Origin of the sequence: Frigidibacter oleivorans (assembly GCF_003993775.1) — a bacterium.
Lineage (GTDB): Bacteria > Pseudomonadota > Alphaproteobacteria > Rhodobacterales > Rhodobacteraceae > Frigidibacter > Frigidibacter oleivorans.
The window spans coordinates 326,028-348,838 of the sequence record NZ_RJRZ01000002.1 but is presented as its reverse complement, the minus strand read 5'-3'; the positions used below and the strand labels follow the sequence as shown (position 1 = coordinate 348,838).

Here is a 22,811-nt window from a genome sequence, read left to right as displayed (position 1 = left end):
TCAGCTCCGGTCGAGGGGTCTGCTGCGGTCCAGCACCCAGGCATAGCCCCGCTGGCCGAACAGCAGCGCCAGCAGGGCCTTGGCCCATCCCGTCAGGGGGCGGGGGTGCCGCCGTGCGGCGCGGATGGCAAGGCGGCGCGCATCGGCAGGTTCGGCCGGGTGCAGCGCCTGCGCCAGCCGGAATTCGGCGCCCGACAGCATGCGCTCCACCAGCGCGCGGCGGGCGGGCGACAGGGGCCGCGCTGCCAGCGCCTGCAGATAGCGGCAATGCATCTGCCGGGCATAGGCCGGATCCTTGCGCGTCAGGCTGGTGATGCTGTCGCCATCGCCGGGCAGGCGGATGATGTCGGCCATCGGCGCGGCGGTCACGAGGAACGGTCCCTCCAGCGCCAGCAGGCAGAAGAGCGCGGTATCCGACAGCATCCGCATCCCGGTGTCGAAACCGCCCATCCGCCGCAACACATCGGCCCGGATCGCCGCCGCCTGCAGCGTCATCCCGGAAATCACCAGCGGCAGCGCATCGTCGACCCGCTCGGCCCGGTCGGGCGGAAACTGTCGCCCCTTGATGGCGAACAGCCCCTCGCGATAGCCCTCGCCCAGATAGTGCACGTCGCCCAGATGGCAGACCACATCGGCGGGCGCCGCCGCGAGGTCGCGCGCCACCGCCGCCAGATGGCCGGGGGTCCACAGATCGTCGCTGTCCTGAAAGGCGATCCAGTCGCCGGTGGCGGCGGCGAGCCCGGTGTTGCGGGCGGCGGCCACCCCGGCATTGGCCTGCCGGATCAGCCGGATCCGGCCCGCATAGGGCGCAAGCGCCGCCATGATGCCGTCGGTCGATCCGTCATCGACCACGATCACCTCATGCGGGGGCACCGTCTGCGCCAGCACGCTGTCCAGCGCGGGGGCCAGGCTGGCGGCACGGTTGTAGACGGGCAGGATGACCGACACGCGCGGGTCGGGCGGCAGCGCGGGGACGGGGTCTGCGGCGGCAGGGATCGCATCCGGATCTGGCAATGCGGCAACCTCTATCGCTGTCGTGCCGTTGCCGGCGTGGAATGACTTGTCCTGAAGCCGGTTCAGAAATAACACCCTTGGCGGGGAAGGGTAAGTCGGTTCGGGCATATCCCGCCGGAGGGCCTTTGTCTGTCATCCACCGCCTCACCGCGCTGTTGCCCGCCTTCGTGCGCAAGACGCTGGCGTCCTTCCTGCTGCGCTTCACCGGGCTCGGCCTGCAGTTCGTGGGCGCCATCGCGATTTCGCGCGCCATCGGGGTCGAGGGCTTCGGCGCCTATACCTATGCCTTCACCTGGGTCACGCTGATCGGCACCGTGCTGGGGCTGGGCTTCGGCCAGCTGGCGGGGCGGGAATTGCCGGTCTACGTGGCGCAGGGGCAGCACGGGGCGCTGCGCGGCTATCTCGTCGCCGGCCCCGCCGCCATCCTCGCCACGGGTATCGTCGCGGCGATCGTCCTGGCCGTGCTGCAACGGGCGGGGCTGTTCAACCTGACCGTGGGCTGGCTGCTGGTGTCGCTGGGCGCGATGCTGCACGCGGCGATCCTGAACACCTCCTCGATTCTTGCCGGCTTTCAGCAAGTGCTGAAGGCGCAGGTGCTGGAATCGCTGCTGCGCCCGCTGATCTTCCTGGGGCTGCTGCTGGCGGTCTGGGCCTCGGGATGGGCGCTGTCGGCGAATCTCGTCTTCTCGATCTCGCTGCTGGCGATGCTGCCGCTGCTGGCGCTGAGCCTGCGGGCGATGGGACGCGCGGCGCGCGAGGCGCTGCCCCCCGATGCCGAACCCCGGCGCTATCTGCTGGCCGCGTGGTTCGCGGCCTCGCTGCCGATGCTGGCCTCGAGCCTGTCGACCTTCATGCAGACCAATATCGACGTGATCCTGCTGGGGATGATCGATGGCGACGTGGCGGTGGGACAATATCGCGCGGCCAGCCGCGCGGCGGACTTGACGCTGATCGCGAACGGCATCGCGCTGCAGGTGCTGGGACCGATGCTGTCGCGGGCGCTGGCCTCGGGCGACCGGGCGGGATCGCAGCGGATGATCTCGCAAAGCGCGATGATCTCGGGCGCGGTGGGCATGGCGATCTGCCTGACCTTCGGGCTGGGGGCGGAGCTGTATCTGTCGCTTTACGGCGAGGCGTTCCGGCCCGCCGCCGATGCCCTGCGGCTGCTGATGCTGGCGCAGGCGGTGTCGATCCTCTGCGGGCCGGTGGGCGTGATCCTGATCATGATGCGCCGCGAACGGACGGTGCTGGCGCTGAACCTCGCCAGCCTCGTGGCGAATTTCGTGCTGAACCTGCTGCTGATCCCGCGCTTCGGACTGACCGGCGCGGCCTTCGCGACGATGCTGGCGGTGGCGGGGGTCAGGCTCGCGCAGCTTTGGGTGGTGCTGCGGGTCTCGGGCTTCGACCCGACGGTCTGGACGCCGCTGCGCCGCCGCTTCGGCCGGGGGCGGGGCTGACATCCCCGGCCTGTTCCTGCGGCGCGTCGGCCAGCCAAGCCCCCGCGCCCAGCATGAACATCGCGAAGACATAGGTCGCGTTCCACAGATGGACGGTGGCGATCTGCAGGCCAAGGCCGATCAGGGCGAAGACCAGCGCCTCGCGCATCAGCCGTGCCCCCGGTGAGGTCGGGCGCGCCCGGCACATCGTCACCAGCGCCGCGAAATAGATCCCGACAATGCCGATGAAACCGGGGATGCCGAACTTCATCGCGTTCACCAGCCAGAAGTTGTCGACACTGCGCGAGGCCATCCATTCGGGCCGCGCCCAATCCCCCATCCCGAGCCCGACCAGCGGATGGGCCCAGACATTGTCCATGCCGAAATCGAAGATCAGCACCCGCCAATAGGCGGTATGCGCGTCGAAGGCGAGGAGGCTCATCAGCACCTGGGGCGCGCTGCGGTTCGACGCCAGGTCGATGAAGACATAGCCGGCCGCGACCAGCGCGCCGAGGATGTGCCAGCGCCTCGGCACATTGCGGAACACCAGGCCCCAGGCGATCAGCCCGCATTGCGCCATCAGGCCCAGCCATGCCCCCGCCGACAGCGAGAAGAACGTCACCGCCGCCGCCGGCGCCGCGAACAGCAAGGCCGTCGTCTCGCTGCGGCCCTGCGCGCGCGCCAGCGACCGGATCGGCGCGAACAGCATGCCCGCGAAGATGCCCGACAGGATCGGATGTTCGAAGGCCGTCTGCGCCCGGGTCAGGCCAAGGCGGGGATCGGTGTTCGCCGCGGGCGGGGTGGTGAAGACCGTATCGAGCAGCGCCAGAAGCGGCGCCCGCCCGGTCACCGCCTCGAAACAGGCCAGCGGCGCGAGGATGACCACGATCCAGAACAGGATGCGCAGCAGCCCGGCGAAATCCGCCTCGCTGCGGATGAAGACCCGCGCCATGAAATAGGGGGCGAGCACCTCGATGCAGGAGATGCCGACCAGTTCCAGATTGGCCGCGCCGCCCGTCACCAGATAGGACAGCGACAGCCAGAAGCAGAAGAACAGCGCGAACCCGTCCGAGGCCCGGACCGGCCCCGCCCGCCCCGAGGCCCACAGGATCAGCGCCGGGAACAGCGCGACCGCCAGCACCAGCCGGTTGGGCGACAGGCGCAGCGGCCCGAGGTTGAAGAAGATCGGCAGGACCAGCGCGATCATCAGCGCCGGGACCAGCGGGTTCAGCCGCCGCGCCGCATCCATAGGGGCGACACGACCGGGCACCCTGCCGGCGCGGCCCGGTGCGCTGTCGGGAGCGGTATCCGGCGCGCCGTCATCCGGCCCGGTCGCGCCCGGCACCCCGGCGGGGGCGGGCGGCGGAAAGCGGGTGTAGCGGCTCATCTTGCGTCCCGATCATGCGCTCGGGTCCAGTATCCAGACCGGGGCGGCGCTGTCCACTGCGGCAAGCGCCCTCAGCACCCGGCGGGCGACATAAACCCGCCGATTGTTTCGCGATTGCAGCATGGCCATTGCCCTGCCCGGGGTCGCGCCACAGTCTGGAAACCATACCGAAGGAGGCGCGCCGCCATGATTCTCCGCCTGTTGCCGCCGTTGCTCGCGGCATTCGCGCTGCTGCCCGCGACGATGGCCGCCGCCGCCGACATCCACGTGGCCGCCCCCTCGGCCCGTCCGGTGGCCGAGGCGGACGGATCGGCGGAGCGGCCTTTCCCGCAGCTGGACGCGGCGTTGCAGGCGGTGCGGGGGGGCGACCGGGTGCTGCTGCTGCCGGGCGACTGGCCCGAACTTTCCATCCGCAAGCTGCAGCCGAACCGGCCGGTGACGTTCCGCCCCGCCGCGGGGGCGCAGGTCCGGGTGCAGCACATCACGGTCGAACAGTCGCGCAACCTGACGGTCGAGGGGCTGACCGTCGTGCCGGTGCGGCATGACCGGAAGGAACTGGTGACGACCGACACGCGGTCCGAGGACATCACCTTCCGCAACCTGACGATCCTCGCCCGGCCCGACGCCCGCGACTACCGGCGCTGGAGCCTCGACGACTGGCTGGACAGCCGGCAGTCGGGCGTGCTGCTGCGCGGGCCGCGCAACACGATCGAGGACAGCGAGGTCTGGGGCACCCGCTTTGCCATCGCCACCACCGGCCCCGAGGCGCGGGTGGAACGCAACCGGATCATGGGGTTCAGCGGCGATGCGCTGCGCGGGCTGGGGGACCGGTCGGTGTTCCGCGGCAACTACGTCGCCGATTGCGTCAAGATCGACGACAACCATGACGACGGCTTCCAGTCATGGTCGCTGGGGCCGGATCGCCGGCCCGGCGGCGGCACGGTGCGCGGCCTCGTCATCGAGTCCAACACCATCCTCGAATGGACCGGGCGCGACCATCCGCTGCGCTGCGCGCTGCAGGGCATCGGATTGTTCGACGGCATGTTCCGCGACACCACGATCCGCGGCAACCTGATCGTGGTGCAGGCCTATCACGGCATCTTCGTGTCGGGCGCCATCGACACCACCATCGCCGACAACACGCTGGTCAACCCGTTGAAGCCGGGCGCCACGCAGCCCTGGGCCGGGGCCGGGCCGCACAAGAACGGCACCCCGGCGCGCGGGGTCCGGATCACCGGCAACATCGCCCCCCGCATCCGCGCCGATGGCGAGGGGGTCGCGGCGCCGCGCGATGCCAACCTGATCGCGACCTATCCGGCGCAGCTGCTGGTCGCGCCCTATGCCGGCGACTACCATGCCCGGCCGGGCAGCGCCGCCACCCGCTTCGGCGTGCCCTCGCTGCGCTGAGGCCCGGACGCGCCGGCGGTCGCGCGCGGCGCGCGCGCGCCCCGGGCGGTGCGGCGGCAACGGCGGGAAACGCCTTCTAGGATCGCGCCCCATCGCGCATCCCCGGAGGAGTTCATGCAGATCGGCCTTTCGCTCGGCAGGCAGGGGCGCCGCCGCGCCGCCGCCGCGCCCGTCCACATCTTCGTCATCGCCGGCCAGTCCAATGCGCTCGGCCGCGCGGCGGATGACAGCGTCGACAGCTACCCCGCCGGCACCATCGAATACGGCGCCGGCGACAGCTGGGCGCCGGTCGGGCCGCGCCTCTATCACGGCGCCTGGTCGACCGACGAAGCGCTGGCCCTGCCCGCCGCCGGCGCGAATTTCGGCTGGGACCGCGCCTTTGCCGCCGCCTATGCGGCAGAGAACCCGGGCGTCACCGTCGGCCTGATCGGGGTGGCCGATGGCGGCACCGGCTTCGTCACCAACCAGTGGAACAAGGGGCAGCCTTCTTACACCCAGGCGGTCGCCCGCATCGCCGCCGCCCTCGCCGCCCGACCCGCAGGCGCGGTGCTGAAGGGCATCCTCTGGCACCAGGGCGAGAACGATGGCGTCACCGCCGGGGGGCCCGCGGCCTATGACGCGGCGCTGATGCAGTTCCTGACCGATTTTCGCGCCGATACCGGGACCACGGACGTGCCCTTCGTGCTGGGCGGCCATGTCTTCGCCACCGGCTATTACAACAGCGAGATCCAGCGCACGATCCAGTCGATCCCGAACCGCGTGCCGCTGACCGGCTATGCCGATGTGTCGAGCCCCGTCGAGGCGACGATCTTCGACGCGGTGCATCTCGACGCGGCCTCGCTGCGCCGCTTCGGGCCGCAATATCTGCGCGGGCTGAAGGCGGCGGCGGCCAATACCGGGCTCGGCGGCACGGGGCCGATCACCGCCGGCACGCCGGTCCTCTACCAGATCCCCGGCACGACACCCGCCACGCACACCGCCAGCGGCCTCGCGCTCGGCACCCCCGCGCCGGACCGGCTGATCCTCGCCGCCGTGACCTGCCGGGGCACCAATGCGCGCTGGCCCGTCAGCCTGACGATCGGCGGCGTCGATGCGGTGCGGGTGGGCGAACCCGCCAGCGGTTCCTCGCAATGCGGGGTGACGCTCTTCCAGGCCGAGGTGCCGGAGGGGGCGACGGGCGAGCTGGCGGTGGCGTTCAGCGGCAGCGTCAACACCAACCAGTCGGCGGTCCTGCTGCTGCCCGTCTATGGCGCCCGGCCCGGCATCGCCACGAATGACGGCTTCGGCTCGGCCAAGGGGGGCACGGCGCATGGCACGGCCCTCGGCTGCGAGGTGGACGTGGCGGCGGGCGATCTGGTCTTCGCCGCCGCCGCCGGCATCGCCTCGTCCAGCCCGGCCGCGACCGGCACGCTGAACCTCGCGGGCAGCCAGACGCTGGCGCATGCGGGGTCCAACATGTGCAGCCAGATCGGTTTTGCCATCGCCGCCGCGGCGGAGGACGGGCGCGCGGTGACGGCCAGCTTCTCGAAAACGGTCAACTATCCCTCCGTCGCCGCGATGGTGCTGAGGCCGCGCTAGGTCAGCGATTCTCTGGCAGGCCACACCCCCACAGGTGTCTCCGTACAGCAGTAGCGAAGCGGCCGTGCCGGCCACATCCTATGGCATGGTCGCGACCCGCCTCACAGGCGAACCGACCGTGGGCATCCTCTGAAAGAATCGTGGGGGCGCCGCAGCCGTTCAGGCCCGGGATGCAGACCGGGCCGTCACCAGATCGATGAACCCCCGCAGCTCGGGCGAGGCGTTGGCGCCGCTCCAGGCGATCGAGATGTGGGACCTGAAAAGCGGGTGCTCGATCCGGCGCGCGACCACACCCGGCCCCAGAACCCCGACCAGGCTTTCGGGAAAGACCGTAATCCCCAGCCCGGCCGCGACCAGCCCGGCGATGGCCAGGGTATGGGCCGCCTCGAAGCGCGGAGTCAGCGACAGACCCTCTGCGCCGAACAGGCTTTCCAGCCGCCAGCGATATTCGTCCCATTCCTGCATCTCGCCCAGGACAAGCGGCTGCTCCGCCACCTCTGCAGGGGTGACGGACGGGCGCAGCGCCAGCGGATGCGCCGCCGGAAGGATCGCGTAAAGCGGTTCATCGGCGAGCTGCCGGCTGTAGAAATCGGGATGATCGAACGCGCCGATGAGAAAACCTGCATCAAGCTCGTTCTTCGCCAGGGCCAGTTTCTGCGCCTGCGTCCGCAGATAGGTCGTCGTCAGCCGCACATAGGGATAGGCCGCGTGATACTGCGCCAGCAGACCGGGCATCAGTTCGGGCGCGGCAAAGGTCATGTAGCCGATGCGCAGGCCATCTGTATGGCCCGCGGCGACACGACGGGCCGCCTGAACCGCCTCGCGATAGCTGTCCATCAGCGCCGCGTTGTCGCGGTAGAAGGATTGGCCTGCAGGTGTCAGCGACACTTCCCGAGTGTTGCGCTGCAAGAGCCGAAATCCCAGCAGATGCTCCAGCTTCTGGATGCGTCTCGTCAGGGCAGACTGATCCAGATTCAAGCGCTCCGCGCTGCGGCGGAAGTTAAGCTCTTCTGCTACAACGATAAATGACGAAACAAGCTCCAATCCGCCGAGTGGTTTCACAAAACGTCCTCGCCAGTTCCCATGATGCACTCAGTGCATCAATTCTTGATCAATGACCATTTCATTTTCGACTTTGCCCCTCGCATCCTTGGTCCAGATGCCTCGCGCCGCCCCGCGGGGGATGGCTTTGGACCGGAGAGACCCATGCAAGACCTAGACCCGAAAGAACTGGACCGCCTGCTCCAGCAGGCCTTCGACACGGCCAGCAAGCTTTATCAGGAACGTGGCTTCCAGCGCCGCGTCGGCTTTGGCCACCGGCCGGCGCTGATCAGCGTCGACCTGGCGAATGCCTGGACGCGACCCGGCAATCCCTTCACCTGCGATCAGGAAAAGATGGACGGCGAAATCATTCCGTCGATGCAGAAGCTGCTCGCCGCCTGCCGCACGAACGGGGTGCCGGTCATTCACGTCACCACCGCCTACGAGATCACCGACCGCACCTCGCCCTTCACCGACATGGGCCTGTGGCATGACAAGATCCCGGTCGAGGCCGTGAACCTCAAGGACACGGAGCTCTGGGCCATCGACAGCCGGATCGCGCCTGTCGAGGGTGAATACACCCTGCTGAAGAAGCGCGCCTCGGCCTTCCACGGCACGGAACTGGCGGGCATCCTGCGCGCCGCGAATGTGGACACGATCCTCGTCACGGGGGTGACCGCCTGCGCCTGCGTCCGCCAGACCATCTGTGACGGGCTTGCCGACGGTTTCCGCACCATCGCGGTCAGGGAAGCCATCGGCGATCGTGTGCCCGGGGCAGTCGCCTGGAACCTCTTCGACATCGACGCCAAGTTCGGCGACGTGGTGGGGGTCGACGACTGTGTCGCCTACCTCAACGGGATAAAGGCGCGTCAGGCCGCCGCCTGATCCCCGACGCTAGGGCTGCGCCGCCGGCCTGCGGGCCGAGCGGCGCAGGTATTTCAGGAACGTGTCCAGCGCCAGCGACCGGCTTGTCCTGTCCCAGACCGCCGTGACCGGCAGCTTGTTGGTCACGTCGCTGAGAGGCCGGACCACCACGCCCTGGCGCGGCAGATTGCCCACGCAGCTGGAATAGATGGTGATCCCCACACCGGCCACGACCAGCCCGAAGATGCCTTCGCTGTTCGACGCCTCCAGCGCGATGTCGGGGAAAAAGCCCCTGCTGCGGCATTCCGCGAAAAGACGATTGCGGAAGGCAGACCAGTTGTCACCCGTACCGAGGACGAACTTTTCGTCCGACAGTTCGGCCAGCGTCAGCACCTCACGATCGCTGAGCCGGTGGGAGGCCGGCAACAGCGCGACATAGTCATCCTCGTCGAAGGTCAGGCTGCTGGTCGTCTTGTGCTCGAAGGCACCGATCATGAACCCGATGTCGATCGCCTGCTGCAGCAATGCCATGTGCTGCGCCGTGGTGGGCATGAAGATCAGGTTCAGGCGGATATCGGGATGCGCCCCCGCAAAGTCGCGCAGCATATGCGGCAGCCGCCCGTTGATCGCGAAATCGGTGTAGGCGATTCTCAGCTCGCCCCGAAGCCCGCGTGCCGCATGGCGCGCGCTTGCCACCGCCTGTTCGATCTGCGTCTCGATGCTCGCGATCTCCGCCAGGAAGGTCTTGCCCGCCTCGGTCAGCTCGACCCTTCGCGTCGTCCGCAGCAGGAGCGGCGCACCGATCTCGACCTCAAGCTGCTGAATGATCTTGGAAAGAGCGGGCTGCGCCATATGGAGCTGATCGGCAGCCCGGCCGAAATGAAGCTCTTTGCCAAGGGCGGTGAACGCGCGGAGATGGCGAAGGTCCAAGCCCATTTCATGCTCGAAGTTTGATATCCACACGGAATTAATAGAGCAACAATTGATATTTTACAATCGCTGCAGCAACCCCCATCGTAGTCCGACACCGCAAACGAAGACCGACGCAGGCACCGCACCTGCCGGCACAAAAGGGAAGTAGACACAGATGACCGCCGATCTTCGCACCGCGCCCCGCCTCTCGCGCCGCCGCCTTCTTGGCCTGCTCATGGCCGGAACCGCCCTGCCCGCGCTGATGCCCCGGACCGTCCATGCGGCGGGCGGAACCATCGTCGTTTCCAACTGGGGCGGCGACTGGAACGACCGCACCGTCCGTTTCGTCGAAAAGCCATTGCTCGAGGACAAGGGCTTCACCGTCGTCCGCGATCTGGGGATGGAGCCGGAGCGCAAGGCCAAGCTTCTTGCCGAAAAGCGCATCCGCCGCGCCTCGGCCGATGTCATCCACGTCAACAGCTCGGACGCTTTCGAACTGCGGCAACAGGACGTTGTGGCGGATCTGGATATGGCGCAGATCCCGAACTACGCCAATGTCGCGGAAGAGCTCAAGGCGCCCTACTTCGTGCCATGGCTCTACAGTGCGGTCGTCATCATCTACAACAAGGACAAGGTCTCTGAGCCGCCGAAATCCTATGCCGAGCTGTTCGATCCCAAATGGGCGGGGCGTATCGGGCTGACCAACCAGCTCTACTTCAACTACATGATGATGGCTGGTCTGGTCGCCAAGGGCGACATGACCAGCGTCGAGGACGGCAAGCCCCTGCTCGAGAAGCTGGCGGCCGAAAACGGCCCGCGGCTCTACGCGGCACATCAGCAGCTTCAAGCCGGTCTGGCGAACGGCGAAGTGGACATCGCCGTGAACTACAAGGCCCGCGGGCTGCAATGTGCCAAGGACGGCCTGCCGCTGGCGATCCAGTATCCCGAGGAAGGGGCGATCGCTGTCACCTTCGGCGCCTGCCTGACCGAATACGGCCCGAACCGCGAGGGCGCCTACGCCTATCTCGACGCCATGCTCGATCCCCAGGCGATGGCGGATCTGGCCGAGGCGAGCCTCTACGCCCCCGCCAATGCCCAGGCCGCGCTGTCCGACGAGCTGCGGGCCCTGGTCGATTTCTCGGCCGAGGAACGCGCGAAGATGCGTTTCCTCGACTACGCCTATGTCGCCGAAAACACGGCCGAATGGCTGGAATGGTGGAACAAGTCCTTCGCGATTTGATCTGCATCTGGCCGGGGAAGACGCATGAGCATGTCACATACCGCTGCCGGCAGCCCTGCCCCCGTCGCCCCCAACGGGGCGGCGCGCAGGGCAGGCACACCCATGCTGGCCGCGCCCGGCCTTGTCTTCGTGACGCTGGGCCTTCTGTTGCCGCTGGCATTGATGCTGCGCAACAGCCTGAACCGATACGATCCGTCGGAACTGATGATCAGCGCGGTCACGGCCGAGAACTACCTCAAGTTCTTCGGCGATGCCTTCTATCAGGAAGTGCTGTGGCGCACGGTCTGGATCTCGGGCCTGTCGACGGCCATCTGTCTGGTCGCTGGCGTGCCGGTCGCCTATTTTCTGGCCCGCCACGTCAGCGCATTGGCCAAGCGCATGTTGCTGATCGTCATTCTGGTTCCCCTGCTGATCGGCAATGCGGTGCGCACATCGGCATGGATGCTGATCCTCAACGACAAGGGCGTGCTTGCGGCATTCCTGGGTCTTTTCGGGCATGAGGGACCGCTTGGCCTGATGTACTCGGCGCAGGGCGTCATCATCGGCCTCGTCTCGGTGCTGCTGCCCTTCATGATCATCACGCTGAACAGCGTCTTTGAATCGATCGACCAGAATCTGGAAGATGCCGGTCAAAGCCTCGGTGCCGGCCATTTCACCATCATGCGCCGGATCGTCTTGCCGCTTGCGATGCCGGGCGTCCTCGCGGGCTCGGTCCTGTGCTTCATCCTCTCGATGAACGCCTACGCGACGCCCGTCCTGATCGGCGGGCCGACGTTTCACATGATGGCGCCGACCGTCTACCAGCAGATCGCGAAGGTCATGAACTGGCCCTTCGGCGCCGCCCTGGCCTTCATCCTCATGGCCGTCACGTTGATCCTGACCGTCGGCGTCTCGGTCGTCGTGCAGCGCAGATACCGGAAGTGGAGCGAATGATGCGCGCGGGTCAGTCCAGGTCCATCCGTATCGGCTATACGGCCTTCAGCATGGCCGTGATCGGCTTCATCGTGCTGCCGCTGATCTTCATCGTCTGGATGAGCTTCTACTCGAACAAGATCCTGTCCTTCCCGCCCGAGGGCTACACCCTCGACTGGTACCGCCGCGCCTGGGCGCTGTCGGATTTCCGCAACGGCTTCTTCCTCAGCCTCCGCACCAGCCTGATCGCGACGGTCGTGGCACTGTGCCTTGGCCTTCCCGCCAGCTTCGCCCTGGTGCGCGGCAGGTTCTGGGGCCGCGAGACCGTCAGCACGGTGCTGATGTCGCCGATGGTGGTGCCCGGCATCGTCGGGGGCAGCGCGCTGTTCGTCTTCTTCCTCGAGGTCGAGTTCCTGACCGGCTGGCGGGTCGCAGGCACCAGTCTGGGACTGATCGTCGCGCATAGCCTGATCGCCCTTCCCTGGATGATCCGGTTGGTGACCACCTCGCTCATCAGCGTGAACCCGTCGATCGAGGAGGCCGCCAGAAGCCTCGGCGCCGCACCGCTGACCGTCTTTTTCCGCATCACGCTGCCGGTGATCAAGCCGGGGCTGATCGCGGGATCGCTCTTCGCCTTCATCAACTCGTTCATCGACCTCGAGAAGTCGATCTTCCTGGTCGGGCCCGACAGCACGACCCTGCAGATCGCACTGATCAACTATCTGGAATGGAACTTCGATTCCACCATCGGCGCCGTGGCGACGGTGCAGATCGCCCTGATCACGGTGCTTCTGCTGATCACCGACCGCTACGCCAAACTCAGCCGCGCCTTCTGAAAGGACACAGATATGCCGGACGTCGTTCTTCAGGATGTCGCAAAGCACTACGGGCCAGCGGTGGCCGTCGCGAACATGTCGCTGCGCATCGGCGACGGCGAACTGGTCGCACTTCTGGGCCCCTCGGGGTGTGGCAAGACCACGACGCTGCGCATGATCGGCGGCTTTGTCGAAACGACCAGCGGCTGCATCACCGTGGGCGGGCGCGACGTGACCGCCCTGCCCCCCAACCGGCGCAACATGGGCTTCGTCTTCCAGAACTACGCGCTTTTCCCGCATATGACCGTGGCGCAGAACGTGGCCTTCGGGCTCGAGATGCGCGGCGTCAACCGCAGCGACACCGACCGCAAGGTGCGCGAGGCCCTGGTGCGGGTGCGCCTTGCCCAATATGCCGACCGCCTTCCCCGGCAATTGTCCGGCGGCCAGCAGCAGCGCGTCGCGCTTGCCCGTGCGCTGGTGATCGAACCCGACGTTCTGCTTCTCGACGAGCCGCTGTCCAATCTGGATGCCTCGCTGCGGCAAGAGATGAAGATTGAGATCCGGCAGTTGCAGCAGTCGCTCGGGCTGACGACCATCTTCGTCACCCATGACCAGGACGAGGCGATGAGCACCGCCGACCGCATGGTGCTGATGTACAACGGCAAGGTCGAACAGGTCGGCCCCCCGGACGAGGTCTATGGCGCCCCGCGCTCGGTGTTCGCGGCGGGCTTCCTCGGCATCCCGAACCTTCTGCCGGGCCAGATGCTGCCCGGCCAGCAGGGCTTCCGGTTGGAGGCAGGCCCCGTTCTTCGCCTGTCCGGTCAGGCCGCCGTCGCCGGGCGGTGCTTTCTTGCCCTTCGCCCCGAAGTCATCTCGATCCATGCGGCGCCGCCGTCAGACGCCGAGAATTGCCTCGCCGGGCGGGTCGAGATCATGACCTACCACGGCTCCGCGGTGGAGTATCAGCTGCGCACCGATATCGGCCTGACGCTGACCGCGCGCGCCGTGGCCCCCGGTCTGGGCGGGCCCGCACTCTTGCCCGAGGGCAGTCGGGCCTGGCTGTCCTGGCCCGCAACGGCAGGCGTCACCGTCAGCGAGAACTGAGTTTCCAGGAGTTGAAATGATGAACCAGCAAACCCTCCTTTCGGAGGCCGAAATCCTGCATGCCCGCCTCACCGTCCTGGACGGGCTGATCGTATCCGATTTCGGCCCCGAGGTCTTCCGCGACATGCGCAAAGGCGGCATCACCGCGGCCAACTGCACCTGCTGCATCTGGGAAGATTTCACCGCGACCATGCGCAACATCATGCAGTGGAAGGCCTGGTTCCGCGACCATGGCGACCTGATCCTACAGGTGAAGACCACCGCCGACATCCGCCGTGCCAAGGCCGAGGGCAAGACCGGCATCATCCTGGGCTGGCAGAATGTCAGCGGCATGGAAGACCAGCTCGGCTATCTGGCGCTGTTCAAGGAACTGGGTGTCGGCATCATCCAGATGGCCTACAACACGCAGAACCTTGTCTGCACCGGCTGCTACGAGACGAAGGACGGCGGTCTGTCCGATTTCGGCCGCGAGATGCTGGCCGAGATGAACCGCCTGGGCATCCTCTGCGACTTGTCCCATGTCGGACCGAAAAGCAGCAGCGACATCATCGAGGCATCGACCCAGCCCGTTGCCTATTCACATTGCCTGCCGGCCGGTCTCAAGGCGCATCCTCGCAACAAGAGCGACGAGCAGTTGCGCTTCATCACCGACCATGGCGGCTTTGTCGGGGTGACGATGTTCACACCCTTCCTGGCCCGCGGGGTGGAGGCCACGGTCGACGACTACGTCGAAGCCATGGAATACGTCATCAACCTCTGCGGCGAGGATCGGGTCGGCTATGGCACCGATTTCACCCAGGGCCATGACCAGCAGTTCTTCGACTGGATTACCCATGACAAGGGCTATGCCCGTCGCCTGACCGAATTCGGCACGATCCAGAACCCTGCGGGGCTCGACACCATCGGCCATACCGGCGCATTGACCGACGCAATGCTTCGCCGCGGCTGGAAAGAAGCGCGGATCGAAAAGATCATGGGCGAGAACTGGGTTGCGCTTCTGCGCGAGGTTTGGGGGGCCTGATCGGACGCGCACCCTTGCCCGGTCTGACGCCTGCCGTGGCGCAGGCTGCCGTGCATCCCGGCCGTGCGACTCCGGACACCGGACGAACGACCCGGCTAGGGTTCGGGCGGGATCGCGGACGGCATCGCGGAAGGGGAGCCGAGAGCAAGCCGCGATGCGGCCCCCGCCTTCGCCAGCAGCCGCGGCGCGATCTCTGCCGCCACCACCGCCGCGCCGCCCGGCAGGTAATGCGCGTGGTCGAAGGCGAAGGGCGCGCCGCCGGCATGGGTCCGGCAGGGCCCGCCGGGGCAGATCAGGGCCAGCAGGTCGAGGTATCCGGCCCCGGCCGCCCGCGCCGCCGCCGCGATTTCTTCCCCCACGGCCCGGCGGTCGGGGTTGGTCGCGCCGGCCGCCGTCCGGCTGCCCCGCATCAGGTCGCGGGCCAGCAGCTTCGGCAGCGGCGCGCGCCATTCCGGCGTCACCCCCAGGACCAGAACCTGCGCCACCCCCGCCGCCCGCAGATGGGCCACGGTCGCCGCCAGCGCCGCGCCATCCCCCGCGCGCCAGTTCGCGCTGATCACCACCGCCTCCGGCGGCGCGGCGGGTAGCCAGTCCTGCAGGACGCGACGCATCAGCGCCACACAATAGGCGGGCCCCACGGGTTCCAGCACCGGCCGGCAGGCCGAGGCATTGGCCTGCAGCACCGCCAGGTCGGGCCGCGCCGCCGCCAGCGCCGGCACCAGATGCGCCGCATAGCTGTCGCCCAGCATCAGCACCCTCGGCCGCCCGCCGCCATCGCCCAGACAGAAATCCGCGTCGAAAGCCGCGGCGCCCGCCGGCGTGGTCGAGGTCACGAAGCAGCGGTCCCGCCGGTCGCGGGCGCGCCCCTCCTCGGTGAAGGCCCAGCCTGTCAGCGATTCGAGCCGCGCCACCTCTGCCGGCCAGTGGCGCAACCGCTCGGGCCGCTGCGCGATGGCGACCGACAGCGCCACGCCGAGGCCCAGCACCGCCGCCGCCCCCGCCAGCAGCCGGCGGTCCCCGAAGCCCGGCGGCAGGGCGCGCAGCGGTTCCTCCACCAGCCGCGTCGTCAGTGCCGCCAGCACCACCGACAGCGCCGCCACCCCCGGCAGGGCGCCCGGCGGCAGGTCGGGGCCAAGGCGCAGCCGGCACAGCACGATCAGCGGCCAGTGCCACAGGTAAAGCGCATAGGAGATCCGGCCCATCCCGACCGGCAGCGCCCGCGACAGCAGCCGCCCGCCCATCGATTCCGGCCCCGCCGCGATCAGCGCCACCGCGCCCAGCACCGCCGGCAGCGCGCCCGGCCCGGGAAACGGATGGCCGGGCCGCAGCAGCAGGAAGCTGCCGAGGATCAGCCCGATCCCGGCCAGCGACAGCGCGTCGTGCCCCGCCCGCGGCCGCCACGCCACCATCGCCAGCAGGCTGCCCGCCCCCAGTTCCCACCAGCGCGACGGCAACAGGTAGAAGGCCGCCGCCGGGGCACGGCCGACCAGCACCGCCGCCAGCAGGAAGGACAGCGCCACGCTCGCCGCCAGCGGCCAGACCCGCCGGCCCGGTGGCAGGCGCAGCATCAGCCAGACCAGCGCGGGCAGCAGCAGGTAGAACTGCTCCTCGACCCCCAGCGACCATGTGTGCAGCAGCGGGTTGTCCTTCGCCACCGGTGCGAAATAGTCGACCTCGACCCAGAACAGCAGGTTGGACCCCGACATCAGCGCCGCCGCCGCCGCGCGGGCGGTCGCCCGCACCTCGCCCGGCAGCAGGACCGCCACCGACAGCACCAGCGTCGCCGCCACCACCAGCAGCAGCGACGGCAGGATCCGCAGCGCCCGCCGCCGGTAGAAGCGCATCAGCGAAAACTGGCCCGCCGCCATCTCGCGCCGCAGGATCGCGGTGACGAGAAAGCCCGAAATGACGAAGAATACGTCGACCCCGGAAAACCCGCCCGGCAGCCAGCCGGCCCCGAGGTGATAGACCAGTACCCCCGCCACCGACAGGCCGCGCAGCCCGTCGATATCGGCGCGCCAGTCCCCGGCCCGCGCCGCCCCCGCCTGCCATGCGGGCCGGCCCGCCTGTCCGTTCCTGATCAGACCCGCCATTCGGCTTCCTTGCATCACGCCCTGCCCCCGCGCCCATAGCGGCAGGGAGTGGTTAACGACTGGTTAGCGCGGCCCGGCCCGCGGCCCCGCGGACCTGCGTTCCGGCACCGCCGCCCCTCGCCCTTGGCAGGCCGATGCTCTATCCTGCGCGCGCACCCCGAGCCCGGCGGCCAGATGCCAGAACAGGCGGACCGACAGATGCCCGATCCCGAACCGGCCGATGCCGGATCCGGCCCCGCCCATCCCGAGGCGCCGCCGCCGGAAGCCGCGATCATCATCCCGCACTATAACGATGTGGACCGCCTGCTGCGCTGCCTCGCCGCGCTGGTGCCGCAGCTTCGCCCCGCGGTGGAACTGGTGATCGTCGACAACGGATCGACCGACAGCCTTGCGCCGCTCGCCGCCGCCCATCCCGGGCTGCGGGTGGTGACCGAGCCGGAGAAGGGCGCCGCCGCCGCGCGCAACCGCGGCGTGCGCGACACGACCGCGCCCTGGCTCTTCTTCCTCGATGCCGATTGCGTGCCGGCCGCGGACTGGCTGGACCGGGCGCTCGGCCATGCCCGCGTGGGCGAGGCGGCGGCGCAGGCCGACCTGATTGCCGGGCGGGTCGATGTCTTCGACGAATCGCCCGGCCCCCGCAGCGGCGCCGAGGCCTTCGAGACGGTCTTCGCCTTCCGCTGCCGCGACTATGTGGAAAAGGAAGGCTTCTCCGTCACCGCGAACCTGCTGACCCGGCGCGCGGTGTTCCTCGCCACCGGCGACTTCGTCAACGGCCTGCCCGAGGACAAGGAATGGTGCCTGCGCGCCCGCGCCCGCGGCTTTGCCATCGCCTATGACGACGCGCTGGCCGTGGCGCATCCGACCCGGCGCGACTGGCCCGCGCTCCGGCGCAAATGGCGGCGCCTGAGCCAGGAGGCACATGCGCTCCACCGCCTGCAGGGCGGTGGCGCCGGGGCCTGGGCGCTGCGCGCGGGCGCGGTACTGGCCTCGGGGTTCGCGCATCTGCCGCAGATGCTGCGCGCGCCCCTCGCCCCCGGCGAACGGCGGCGCGGGGCGGCGACGCTGCTGCGGCTGCGCGCGGTGCGGGCGGGCTGGATGGCGCGGCAGGCGCTCGGCCTGCCGATCTGAGCGCGGCGCGGCGAGTGGCGCGGCCGCCGCGCGACGCCATGGCGTTGCGGGCTGCGGGCTGCGGGCGGCAGCGGGGGTTGCGGCGGCGCGCGCGGATGATGCAGGCGGGCTTGCCCCATCCGTGCCGAGACGGCAGAACGGTCGGCGGGGCCGCCGCGGCCCGATCCCGAAGCGGAGAGTGTCGATGCCCACCGTCCATGTCCTCAACGGGCCGAACCTGAACCTGCTGGGCCAGCGCCAGCCGGAAATCTATGGCACGACCACCCTTGCCGATATCGAGGCCGACTGCATCGCCACCGGCCGCGACCTGGGGCTGGAGGTCCGCTTCTTCCAGTCGAACCACGAGGGCGCCCTCGTGGAACTCATCCATACCGCCCGGCAGGAGGCCGCCGGCATCGTCATCAACCCCGCCGCCTTCACCCACACCTCGGTCGCGATCCTCGACGCGCTGTCGGCCTTCGACGGCCCGGTGATCGAGGTGCATCTGTCGAACGTCCACAAGCGCGAAAGCTTCCGCCACCGCTCCTTCGTCAGCCTGCGCGCCGACGGCGTGATCGCGGGCTGCGGTCCCCAGGGCTATGACCTGGCCCTGCGCCGCCTAGCGCTGCTGCTCGACGCGGGGGGGTGAGAGGGGTCTGCGGTCGGGCTGAGGGGCAGACCGGGGCCGGCGGGCGCGGCCTGAAGTGGCAGGCGGGCGGGCGGCGCGAGGCGTGAGGCGTGTCAGGCGCCTCTGCATGGGTGAAGTGCCGTCCGGTAGGGCGAGGCGCAGGGCCCACCCCGCCCCCGCGCCGGGCGCCAGCCGCCTCACCGACCCGCGCGCGAGCGAAGCGCGCGCGAATGGCTCCAGACCGCGAGGATCGAGTAGCGCCGTGGCCGCTGCGCGCCGCGCTCACCGATACCGTCGCGGTGAAGCGGCTTTCGGAGGGCCCACCGCGCCCTCGGACCGGGCGCAACCCTCCATCCCGCGCGCGGGCAGGGCAGGCGCGGATAGCTCCGGTCCGCGGGGATCGCGCAACCCCGCGGTCTTAACCGGCCCCCTCCCCCCCGGCGCGGGCAAGACAGCCGCAAGCGGCCCCCACCCGGCGCGCGCCCTGTCGGATGAAGACTCGGGGATAAAACGGCGTCTTGCCGGGCAGGGAGGATATTCCTCCACCACCCGCCGGACCCGAACCGCAGTCATCGGGCCGGCAGCAACCGGCCACCGGCGCCATCCGGCACGGGCATTCCGACCGCGCCACCGACCCAGGGGTTGGGGGCCCCGATGCCGCCCGCCGACTGCCGCCCCCCTCAATGCACCACGAATTCCGCGTGCAGGGCGCCGGCGGCGTTGATGCTTTTCAGGATGTCGATCATGTCGCGCGGGCTGACGCCGAGCGCGTTGAGGCCCGCCACCACGTCCGACAGCGTGCTGCCCTCCGGCAGTTCCGCCATGCCGATCCCGGGCTCCTCGGTCAGGCCGGCGCTGCTGCGCGGCACCACGACCGTCTCGCCGCGGGCGAAGGGGTTGGGCTGTACCGCGAGCGGCGCCTCCTCGACCCGCAGCGTCAGGTTGCCCTGGCTGACGGCCACCCGGCTGATCCGCACATCCTCGCCCATCACGATGGTGCCCGACCGCTGGTCCACCACGACCCGCGCCCGTCCCTGCGGCTCGACCGCGAGGTTCTCGATCCGCGACAGCAGATGCGCGGGCGAGCCGCTGCGCGCCGCCGCGATGTCGAGCGCGACGGTCCCGGCATCGGACATGCGCGCGACACCGCGGCCGAGTTCGGCGTTGATCGCCGCCTCGATCCGGCGCGCGGTGGTGAAGTCGGGGCTGCGCAGCGCCAGCCGGATCGTGGCCATCCCCGAGAAGTCGAAGTCGATCTCGCGCTCGATCCGGGCACCGGCGGGGATCGAACCCGAGGTGGGCACGCCCTGCACGACGCGCGCCGCATCGCCCTCGGCCGCGGCGCCGCCGGCGAGCACGGTACCCTGCGCCACGGCATAGATCTGCCCGTCGGCGGCGTTGAGCGGCGTCATCACCAGCGTGCCGCCCAGCAGGCTTTTCGCGTCGCCGATGGCCGAGACGGTGACGTCGATGCGCCCGCCCGCCCGGGCGAAGGGCGGCAGCGCGCCGGTGACCAGCACCGCGGCGACATTCTTCGGCCGAAACTGTTCGCCCGCGACGTTCACGCCCAGACGTTCGAGGATATTGGCCATGATCTCTTCGGTGAAGGGCGAATTCCTGAGCCCGTCGCCGGTGCCGTCGAGCCCGACGACCAGCCCGTAGCCCACGAGGTCGTTGCCCCGCACGCCGTCGAATTCCACCAGATCCTTCAGCCGGATCGGGGCCGCCCCCGCCGCCGTCGGGATCAGCATCAGGGCCGTCAGCAGGGCGGCGAGGATCTTCATCACAGGTAATCCGCGAGGCTCAGCTGCGACAGGCGGGCCGTCACGGCATAGAGCGTCTCGATCTGGGTCTGCACCGCCTGAAGCTCGGTCGCGGCGTCATACTGGTCGACCCCGATCAGCCCGGCCCGCGCGAGTTCGAGTGCCGTGGCCTCGGCCGCGTTGCGGGTCTGCGCCTCGGCGATCGTGGAACCGGCGGTGCCCGTCCTCGCCTGCAGCGCCACAAGCCCCGGCGCGGCGGCGAGAAGCCGCTGGCCCGCCGCCTGCAGCAGTTGCGCCTGCGCCGCCGGATCCCCGGCGAAGGTGCCGCCATCGACCAGCGCCGCCAGCGCCAGCCCCTCGATCACCGCCCGCAGCGCGGGATCGGCGGCGGTGGGCGGGGCGGCAACCGTCATGCCGTCGCCGAGGCGAAACCCGGTCATCGGGTTGTCCGACCCGAGATAGACCGTGTCGAGATAGCCGCCCGCGCCGGCCGGCGCGGCGAACCAGTCGCCGACCGCGGCTGCCGCATCCTCCACCGTCGCGGCCCCCGCCGCCGCGGCCGAGAGCGCCGCCATCAGCGTGCCGGCAGGGGCGAGCGGGGCGGTGTCCGTCGCCGCCCCCGCGAAGACATGCCGGCCACCCGCCGAGGCGCCGAGCAGCGCGACCGCCTGGTCCAGACGGGCGCGCGCCTCGGCCCCCAGGGTCGCGGTGCCGATATCGGCGGCACCGGCGAGGCCCGCGAGGTCCGCCCCGAAGCCGGCGGTCAGATCGTCGAGGCCGGACAGCGCCGCCGCGGCCGCCGAGGTCAGCACCGCCGCCTCGGCCGCGGCGCGGTCATGCGCGTCGAGCGTCGCCAGCGCGCGTTCGATGCCCGAGAGGGTCGAGAACCGGCCCGAGACGGCGGCGGCGCGATCGTCAGCCAGCCCGGTCACGGTCTCGCGGCCCAGCCGGTCGAGCCGCAGGGCCAGTTCGGCATTCTGCCGGCGCAGCGTCATCGACTGGGCGAGATCGCCGATGGAGGTGAAGGTCATCTCAGATCTCCAGGATTCGTTGCAGCATCTCGTCGATGGCGGAAATCACCTGCGCGTTCGCCGCATAGGCGCGTTCGATCAGCAGCAGGGCCTGCATCTCGGCATCGGTGTCGACGCCGTTCCGGGCCAGCGTCGCGGCGAAGGCGTCGCGCTGGCTGCGGGCGACGGTCAGGTCATCCTCGGCCGACAGCCGGTCGCCCGAGACCTGCGACAAGAGCTCGGCGGCCAGCCCCCCGGCACTGCGCGCGGTGCCGGTGAACGCGCCCGAGGCCGGGGGCACCTCGGCCGCCAGCGCATCGGCCAGCGCCAGCAGCAGCGCCGACTGGCCGGCCTCGCCCTCGGCGGCGGCGCCGAGGCCGTCGCGGATGCGCCACAGGTCGCCACCCTGCGCGGGATCGGCCAGCGGGTTGACCGCGATGCGGGCGGAAAGGCCCGCCTCGTTCAGGGAGTCGAAGGCCGCGCCGCCATCGGTCAGCAGGCCCCCCGCCCCCGGTGCGAGCGTCGGGTCCGCCGCCGCCAGCCGCTCCACCAGATCGCGGGCGATGGCGTCGAGCTGCGCCTGCGCCTCGACCGCGAGATCGTCGCGGACGGCGAAACCGGCGGACAGCGCGCCGCCGCCGATCAGCCCGGTCTCGCCGGTCGAGATCGCCTGCCCGTTGACCGTCAGGCCCGACAGGGCGCCGCCCTCGACCGTCATCGCCTCGGTCACGGTGCCGGCCGGATCGAAGCCGAAGGTCACCGGCGTGTTGTCGAGCAGCAGCAGCCCGCCCTCGGAATAGAGCGTGACCTGCCCCAGCTCTCCCGGCACCTCGCGCAGGGGGACGATCACCGCGATCTCGTCGATCAGCCGCTGGCGTTCATCCATCAGCGCCGAGGGGTCGCCGCCCGTCGCCCCGACCGTGACGATGTCGGTGTTGAGGCTGTCGATCCGCTGCAGGTTGGCGTTGAGCGTGGCGACCTGATCGGCGATGGCGGCATCGGCCTGCAGCCGCGCGTCCTGCACATGGTCCGACAGCGCGTTCAGCCCCTCGGCGAGGTCGGCGGCGGCATCGAGCACCGCCTGCAGGCCGGCGTCGCTGTCCGGGCGGCTGGCGGCGTCGAGCAGCGCCGCCTTGAGACCGGCGATCTGCGTGGTCAGTGCCCCCGGCTCGCCCGGCAGGCCGAGCGCCGTCTCGAACCCGGCGTAGAAATCGCCGCGGACCGTCGCCCCGGCCACGGCGGCATCGGCGCCGCGCCGGGCGGTCAGCACGGCCGGGTCCACCTGCCGCGACACGCCGTCGACCCGGACCCCGCCCCCGGTCCCGCCGAGCGAGACGGAGGACAGCGACAGGCTGCGCCGGGCGTAATCCTCGGTCAGGGCATTGGCGACGTTCCCGGCCACCACCTCGCTGGCGCGACTGTTCGCCGCCAGGCCCGAGACGGCGATGTTCATGGCGCTGGACAGGCTCATGGCTCAGA

The 22,811-nt window shown here is 69.8% G+C and carries 19 protein-coding genes; 11 read left to right on the top strand and 8 right to left on the bottom strand.

The annotated features are described in order from the left end of the window. On the bottom strand, window positions 1-1,014 hold the full coding sequence (locus EEY80_RS04705; protein WP_164738134.1) for a glycosyltransferase family 2 protein: 1,014 nt from the start codon (window positions 1,012-1,014) through the stop codon (window positions 1-3). A 125-nt stretch (window positions 1,015-1,139) separates the two neighbouring features. Here EEY80_RS04705 and EEY80_RS04700 point away from each other — a divergent pair, with 125 nt between their 5' ends. Further along, entirely contained in the window at window positions 1,140-2,471 is a 1,332-nt protein-coding gene (locus EEY80_RS04700) for an oligosaccharide flippase family protein (protein WP_164738133.1), read from the top strand. Here EEY80_RS04700 and EEY80_RS04695 read toward each other — a convergent pair. Beyond that, window positions 2,374-3,837 (bottom strand): O-antigen ligase family protein, encoded by a 1,464-nt coding sequence (locus EEY80_RS04695; protein WP_126975407.1) that lies wholly within the window; start codon window positions 3,835-3,837, stop codon window positions 2,374-2,376. The genes EEY80_RS04700 and EEY80_RS04695 overlap by 98 nt on opposite strands. Before the next feature lie 186 nt (window positions 3,838-4,023). On the opposite strand from EEY80_RS04695, the gene EEY80_RS19995 reads away from it, so the two are divergent. Further along, window positions 4,024-5,244: a right-handed parallel beta-helix repeat-containing protein gene (locus EEY80_RS19995; RefSeq protein WP_164738132.1), complete on the top strand. Its 1,221-nt coding sequence runs from the start codon at window positions 4,024-4,026 to the stop codon at window positions 5,242-5,244. Window positions 5,245-5,358: 114 nt separating this feature from the next. Further along, complete coding sequence (locus EEY80_RS04685) at window positions 5,359-6,822, top strand: sialate O-acetylesterase (RefSeq protein ID WP_126975406.1); 1,464 nt, start codon at window positions 5,359-5,361, stop codon at window positions 6,820-6,822. A 159-nt stretch (window positions 6,823-6,981) separates the two neighbouring features. Here EEY80_RS04685 and EEY80_RS04680 read toward each other — a convergent pair whose 3' ends face one another. Further along, complete coding sequence (locus EEY80_RS04680) at window positions 6,982-7,884, bottom strand: LysR family transcriptional regulator (RefSeq protein ID WP_126975405.1); 903 nt, start codon at window positions 7,882-7,884, stop codon at window positions 6,982-6,984. A 144-nt stretch (window positions 7,885-8,028) separates the two neighbouring features. Here EEY80_RS04680 and EEY80_RS04675 point away from each other — a divergent pair, with 144 nt between their 5' ends. Continuing rightward, window positions 8,029-8,748, top strand: a complete 720-nt coding sequence (locus EEY80_RS04675; protein WP_126975404.1) for an isochorismatase family protein — start codon at window positions 8,029-8,031, stop codon at window positions 8,746-8,748. 9 nt (window positions 8,749-8,757) lie between these two features. Here the strand turns inward: EEY80_RS04675 and EEY80_RS04670 are convergent, their stop codons facing one another. Further along, window positions 8,758-9,663, bottom strand: a complete 906-nt coding sequence (locus EEY80_RS04670; RefSeq protein ID WP_126975403.1) for a LysR family transcriptional regulator — start codon at window positions 9,661-9,663, stop codon at window positions 8,758-8,760. 151 nt (window positions 9,664-9,814) lie between these two features. Between EEY80_RS04670 and EEY80_RS04665 the strand changes: the two genes are divergently transcribed. The 5 genes from EEY80_RS04665 (at window position 9,815) to EEY80_RS04645 (ending at window position 14,731) form a co-directional block, all read left to right on the top strand. Beyond that, complete coding sequence (locus tag EEY80_RS04665; protein ID WP_126975402.1) at window positions 9,815-10,879, top strand: ABC transporter substrate-binding protein; 1,065 nt, start codon at window positions 9,815-9,817, stop codon at window positions 10,877-10,879. Between the two features lie 102 nt (window positions 10,880-10,981). Further along, window positions 10,982-11,812: an ABC transporter permease gene (locus tag EEY80_RS04660; protein WP_235829709.1), complete on the top strand. Its 831-nt coding sequence runs from the start codon at window positions 10,982-10,984 to the stop codon at window positions 11,810-11,812. Beyond that, window positions 11,812-12,627, top strand: a complete 816-nt coding sequence (locus EEY80_RS04655; protein ID WP_126975400.1) for an ABC transporter permease — start codon at window positions 11,812-11,814, stop codon at window positions 12,625-12,627. Before EEY80_RS04660 ends, EEY80_RS04655 begins: the two co-directional genes overlap by 1 nt. Before the next feature lie 12 nt (window positions 12,628-12,639). After that, window positions 12,640-13,710 (top strand): ABC transporter ATP-binding protein, encoded by a 1,071-nt coding sequence (locus EEY80_RS04650; RefSeq protein ID WP_126975399.1) that lies wholly within the window; start codon window positions 12,640-12,642, stop codon window positions 13,708-13,710. Between the two features lie 16 nt (window positions 13,711-13,726). Continuing rightward, on the top strand, window positions 13,727-14,731 hold the full coding sequence (locus EEY80_RS04645; RefSeq protein WP_235829708.1) for a dipeptidase: 1,005 nt from the start codon (window positions 13,727-13,729) through the stop codon (window positions 14,729-14,731). A gap of 95 nt (window positions 14,732-14,826) precedes the next feature. On the opposite strand, the gene EEY80_RS19990 is transcribed toward EEY80_RS04645, so the two are convergent. Then, window positions 14,827-16,824: an acyltransferase family protein gene (locus EEY80_RS19990; protein WP_164738131.1), complete on the bottom strand. Its 1,998-nt coding sequence runs from the start codon at window positions 16,822-16,824 to the stop codon at window positions 14,827-14,829. Window positions 16,825-17,022: 198 nt separating this feature from the next. Between EEY80_RS19990 and EEY80_RS04630 the strand changes: the two genes are divergently transcribed. Then, window positions 17,023-17,952 carry a glycosyltransferase family 2 protein gene (locus tag EEY80_RS04630; RefSeq protein ID WP_126975397.1) on the top strand — a complete coding sequence of 310 codons (930 nt, stop codon included), beginning with the start codon at window positions 17,023-17,025 and terminating at the stop codon, window positions 17,950-17,952. A gap of 184 nt (window positions 17,953-18,136) precedes the next feature. After that, a complete protein-coding gene (gene aroQ / locus EEY80_RS04625) occupies window positions 18,137-18,580 on the top strand; it encodes a type II 3-dehydroquinate dehydratase (protein WP_126975396.1) in 444 nt (147 codons plus the stop codon). A 659-nt stretch (window positions 18,581-19,239) separates the two neighbouring features. On the opposite strand, the gene EEY80_RS04620 is transcribed toward aroQ, so the two are convergent. The 3 genes from EEY80_RS04620 to flgK are packed head-to-tail and all read right to left on the bottom strand — an operon-like array spanning window position 19,240 to window position 22,803. Beyond that, the gene (locus EEY80_RS04620; RefSeq protein ID WP_126975395.1) at window positions 19,240-20,343 is read right to left on the bottom strand and encodes a flagellar basal body P-ring protein FlgI; all 1,104 of its coding nucleotides are present in this window, start codon (window positions 20,341-20,343) and stop codon (window positions 19,240-19,242) included. Continuing rightward, window positions 20,343-21,353, bottom strand: a complete 1,011-nt coding sequence (locus tag EEY80_RS04615) for a flagellin (RefSeq protein WP_126975394.1) — start codon at window positions 21,351-21,353, stop codon at window positions 20,343-20,345. Before EEY80_RS04615 ends, EEY80_RS04620 begins: the two co-directional genes overlap by 1 nt. Window position 21,354: 1 nt before the next feature. Further along, window positions 21,355-22,803 carry a flagellar hook-associated protein FlgK gene (gene flgK / locus EEY80_RS04610; protein ID WP_126975393.1) on the bottom strand — a complete coding sequence of 483 codons (1,449 nt, stop codon included), beginning with the start codon at window positions 22,801-22,803 and terminating at the stop codon, window positions 21,355-21,357. Between the last annotated feature and the right edge of the window lie 8 nt (window positions 22,804-22,811).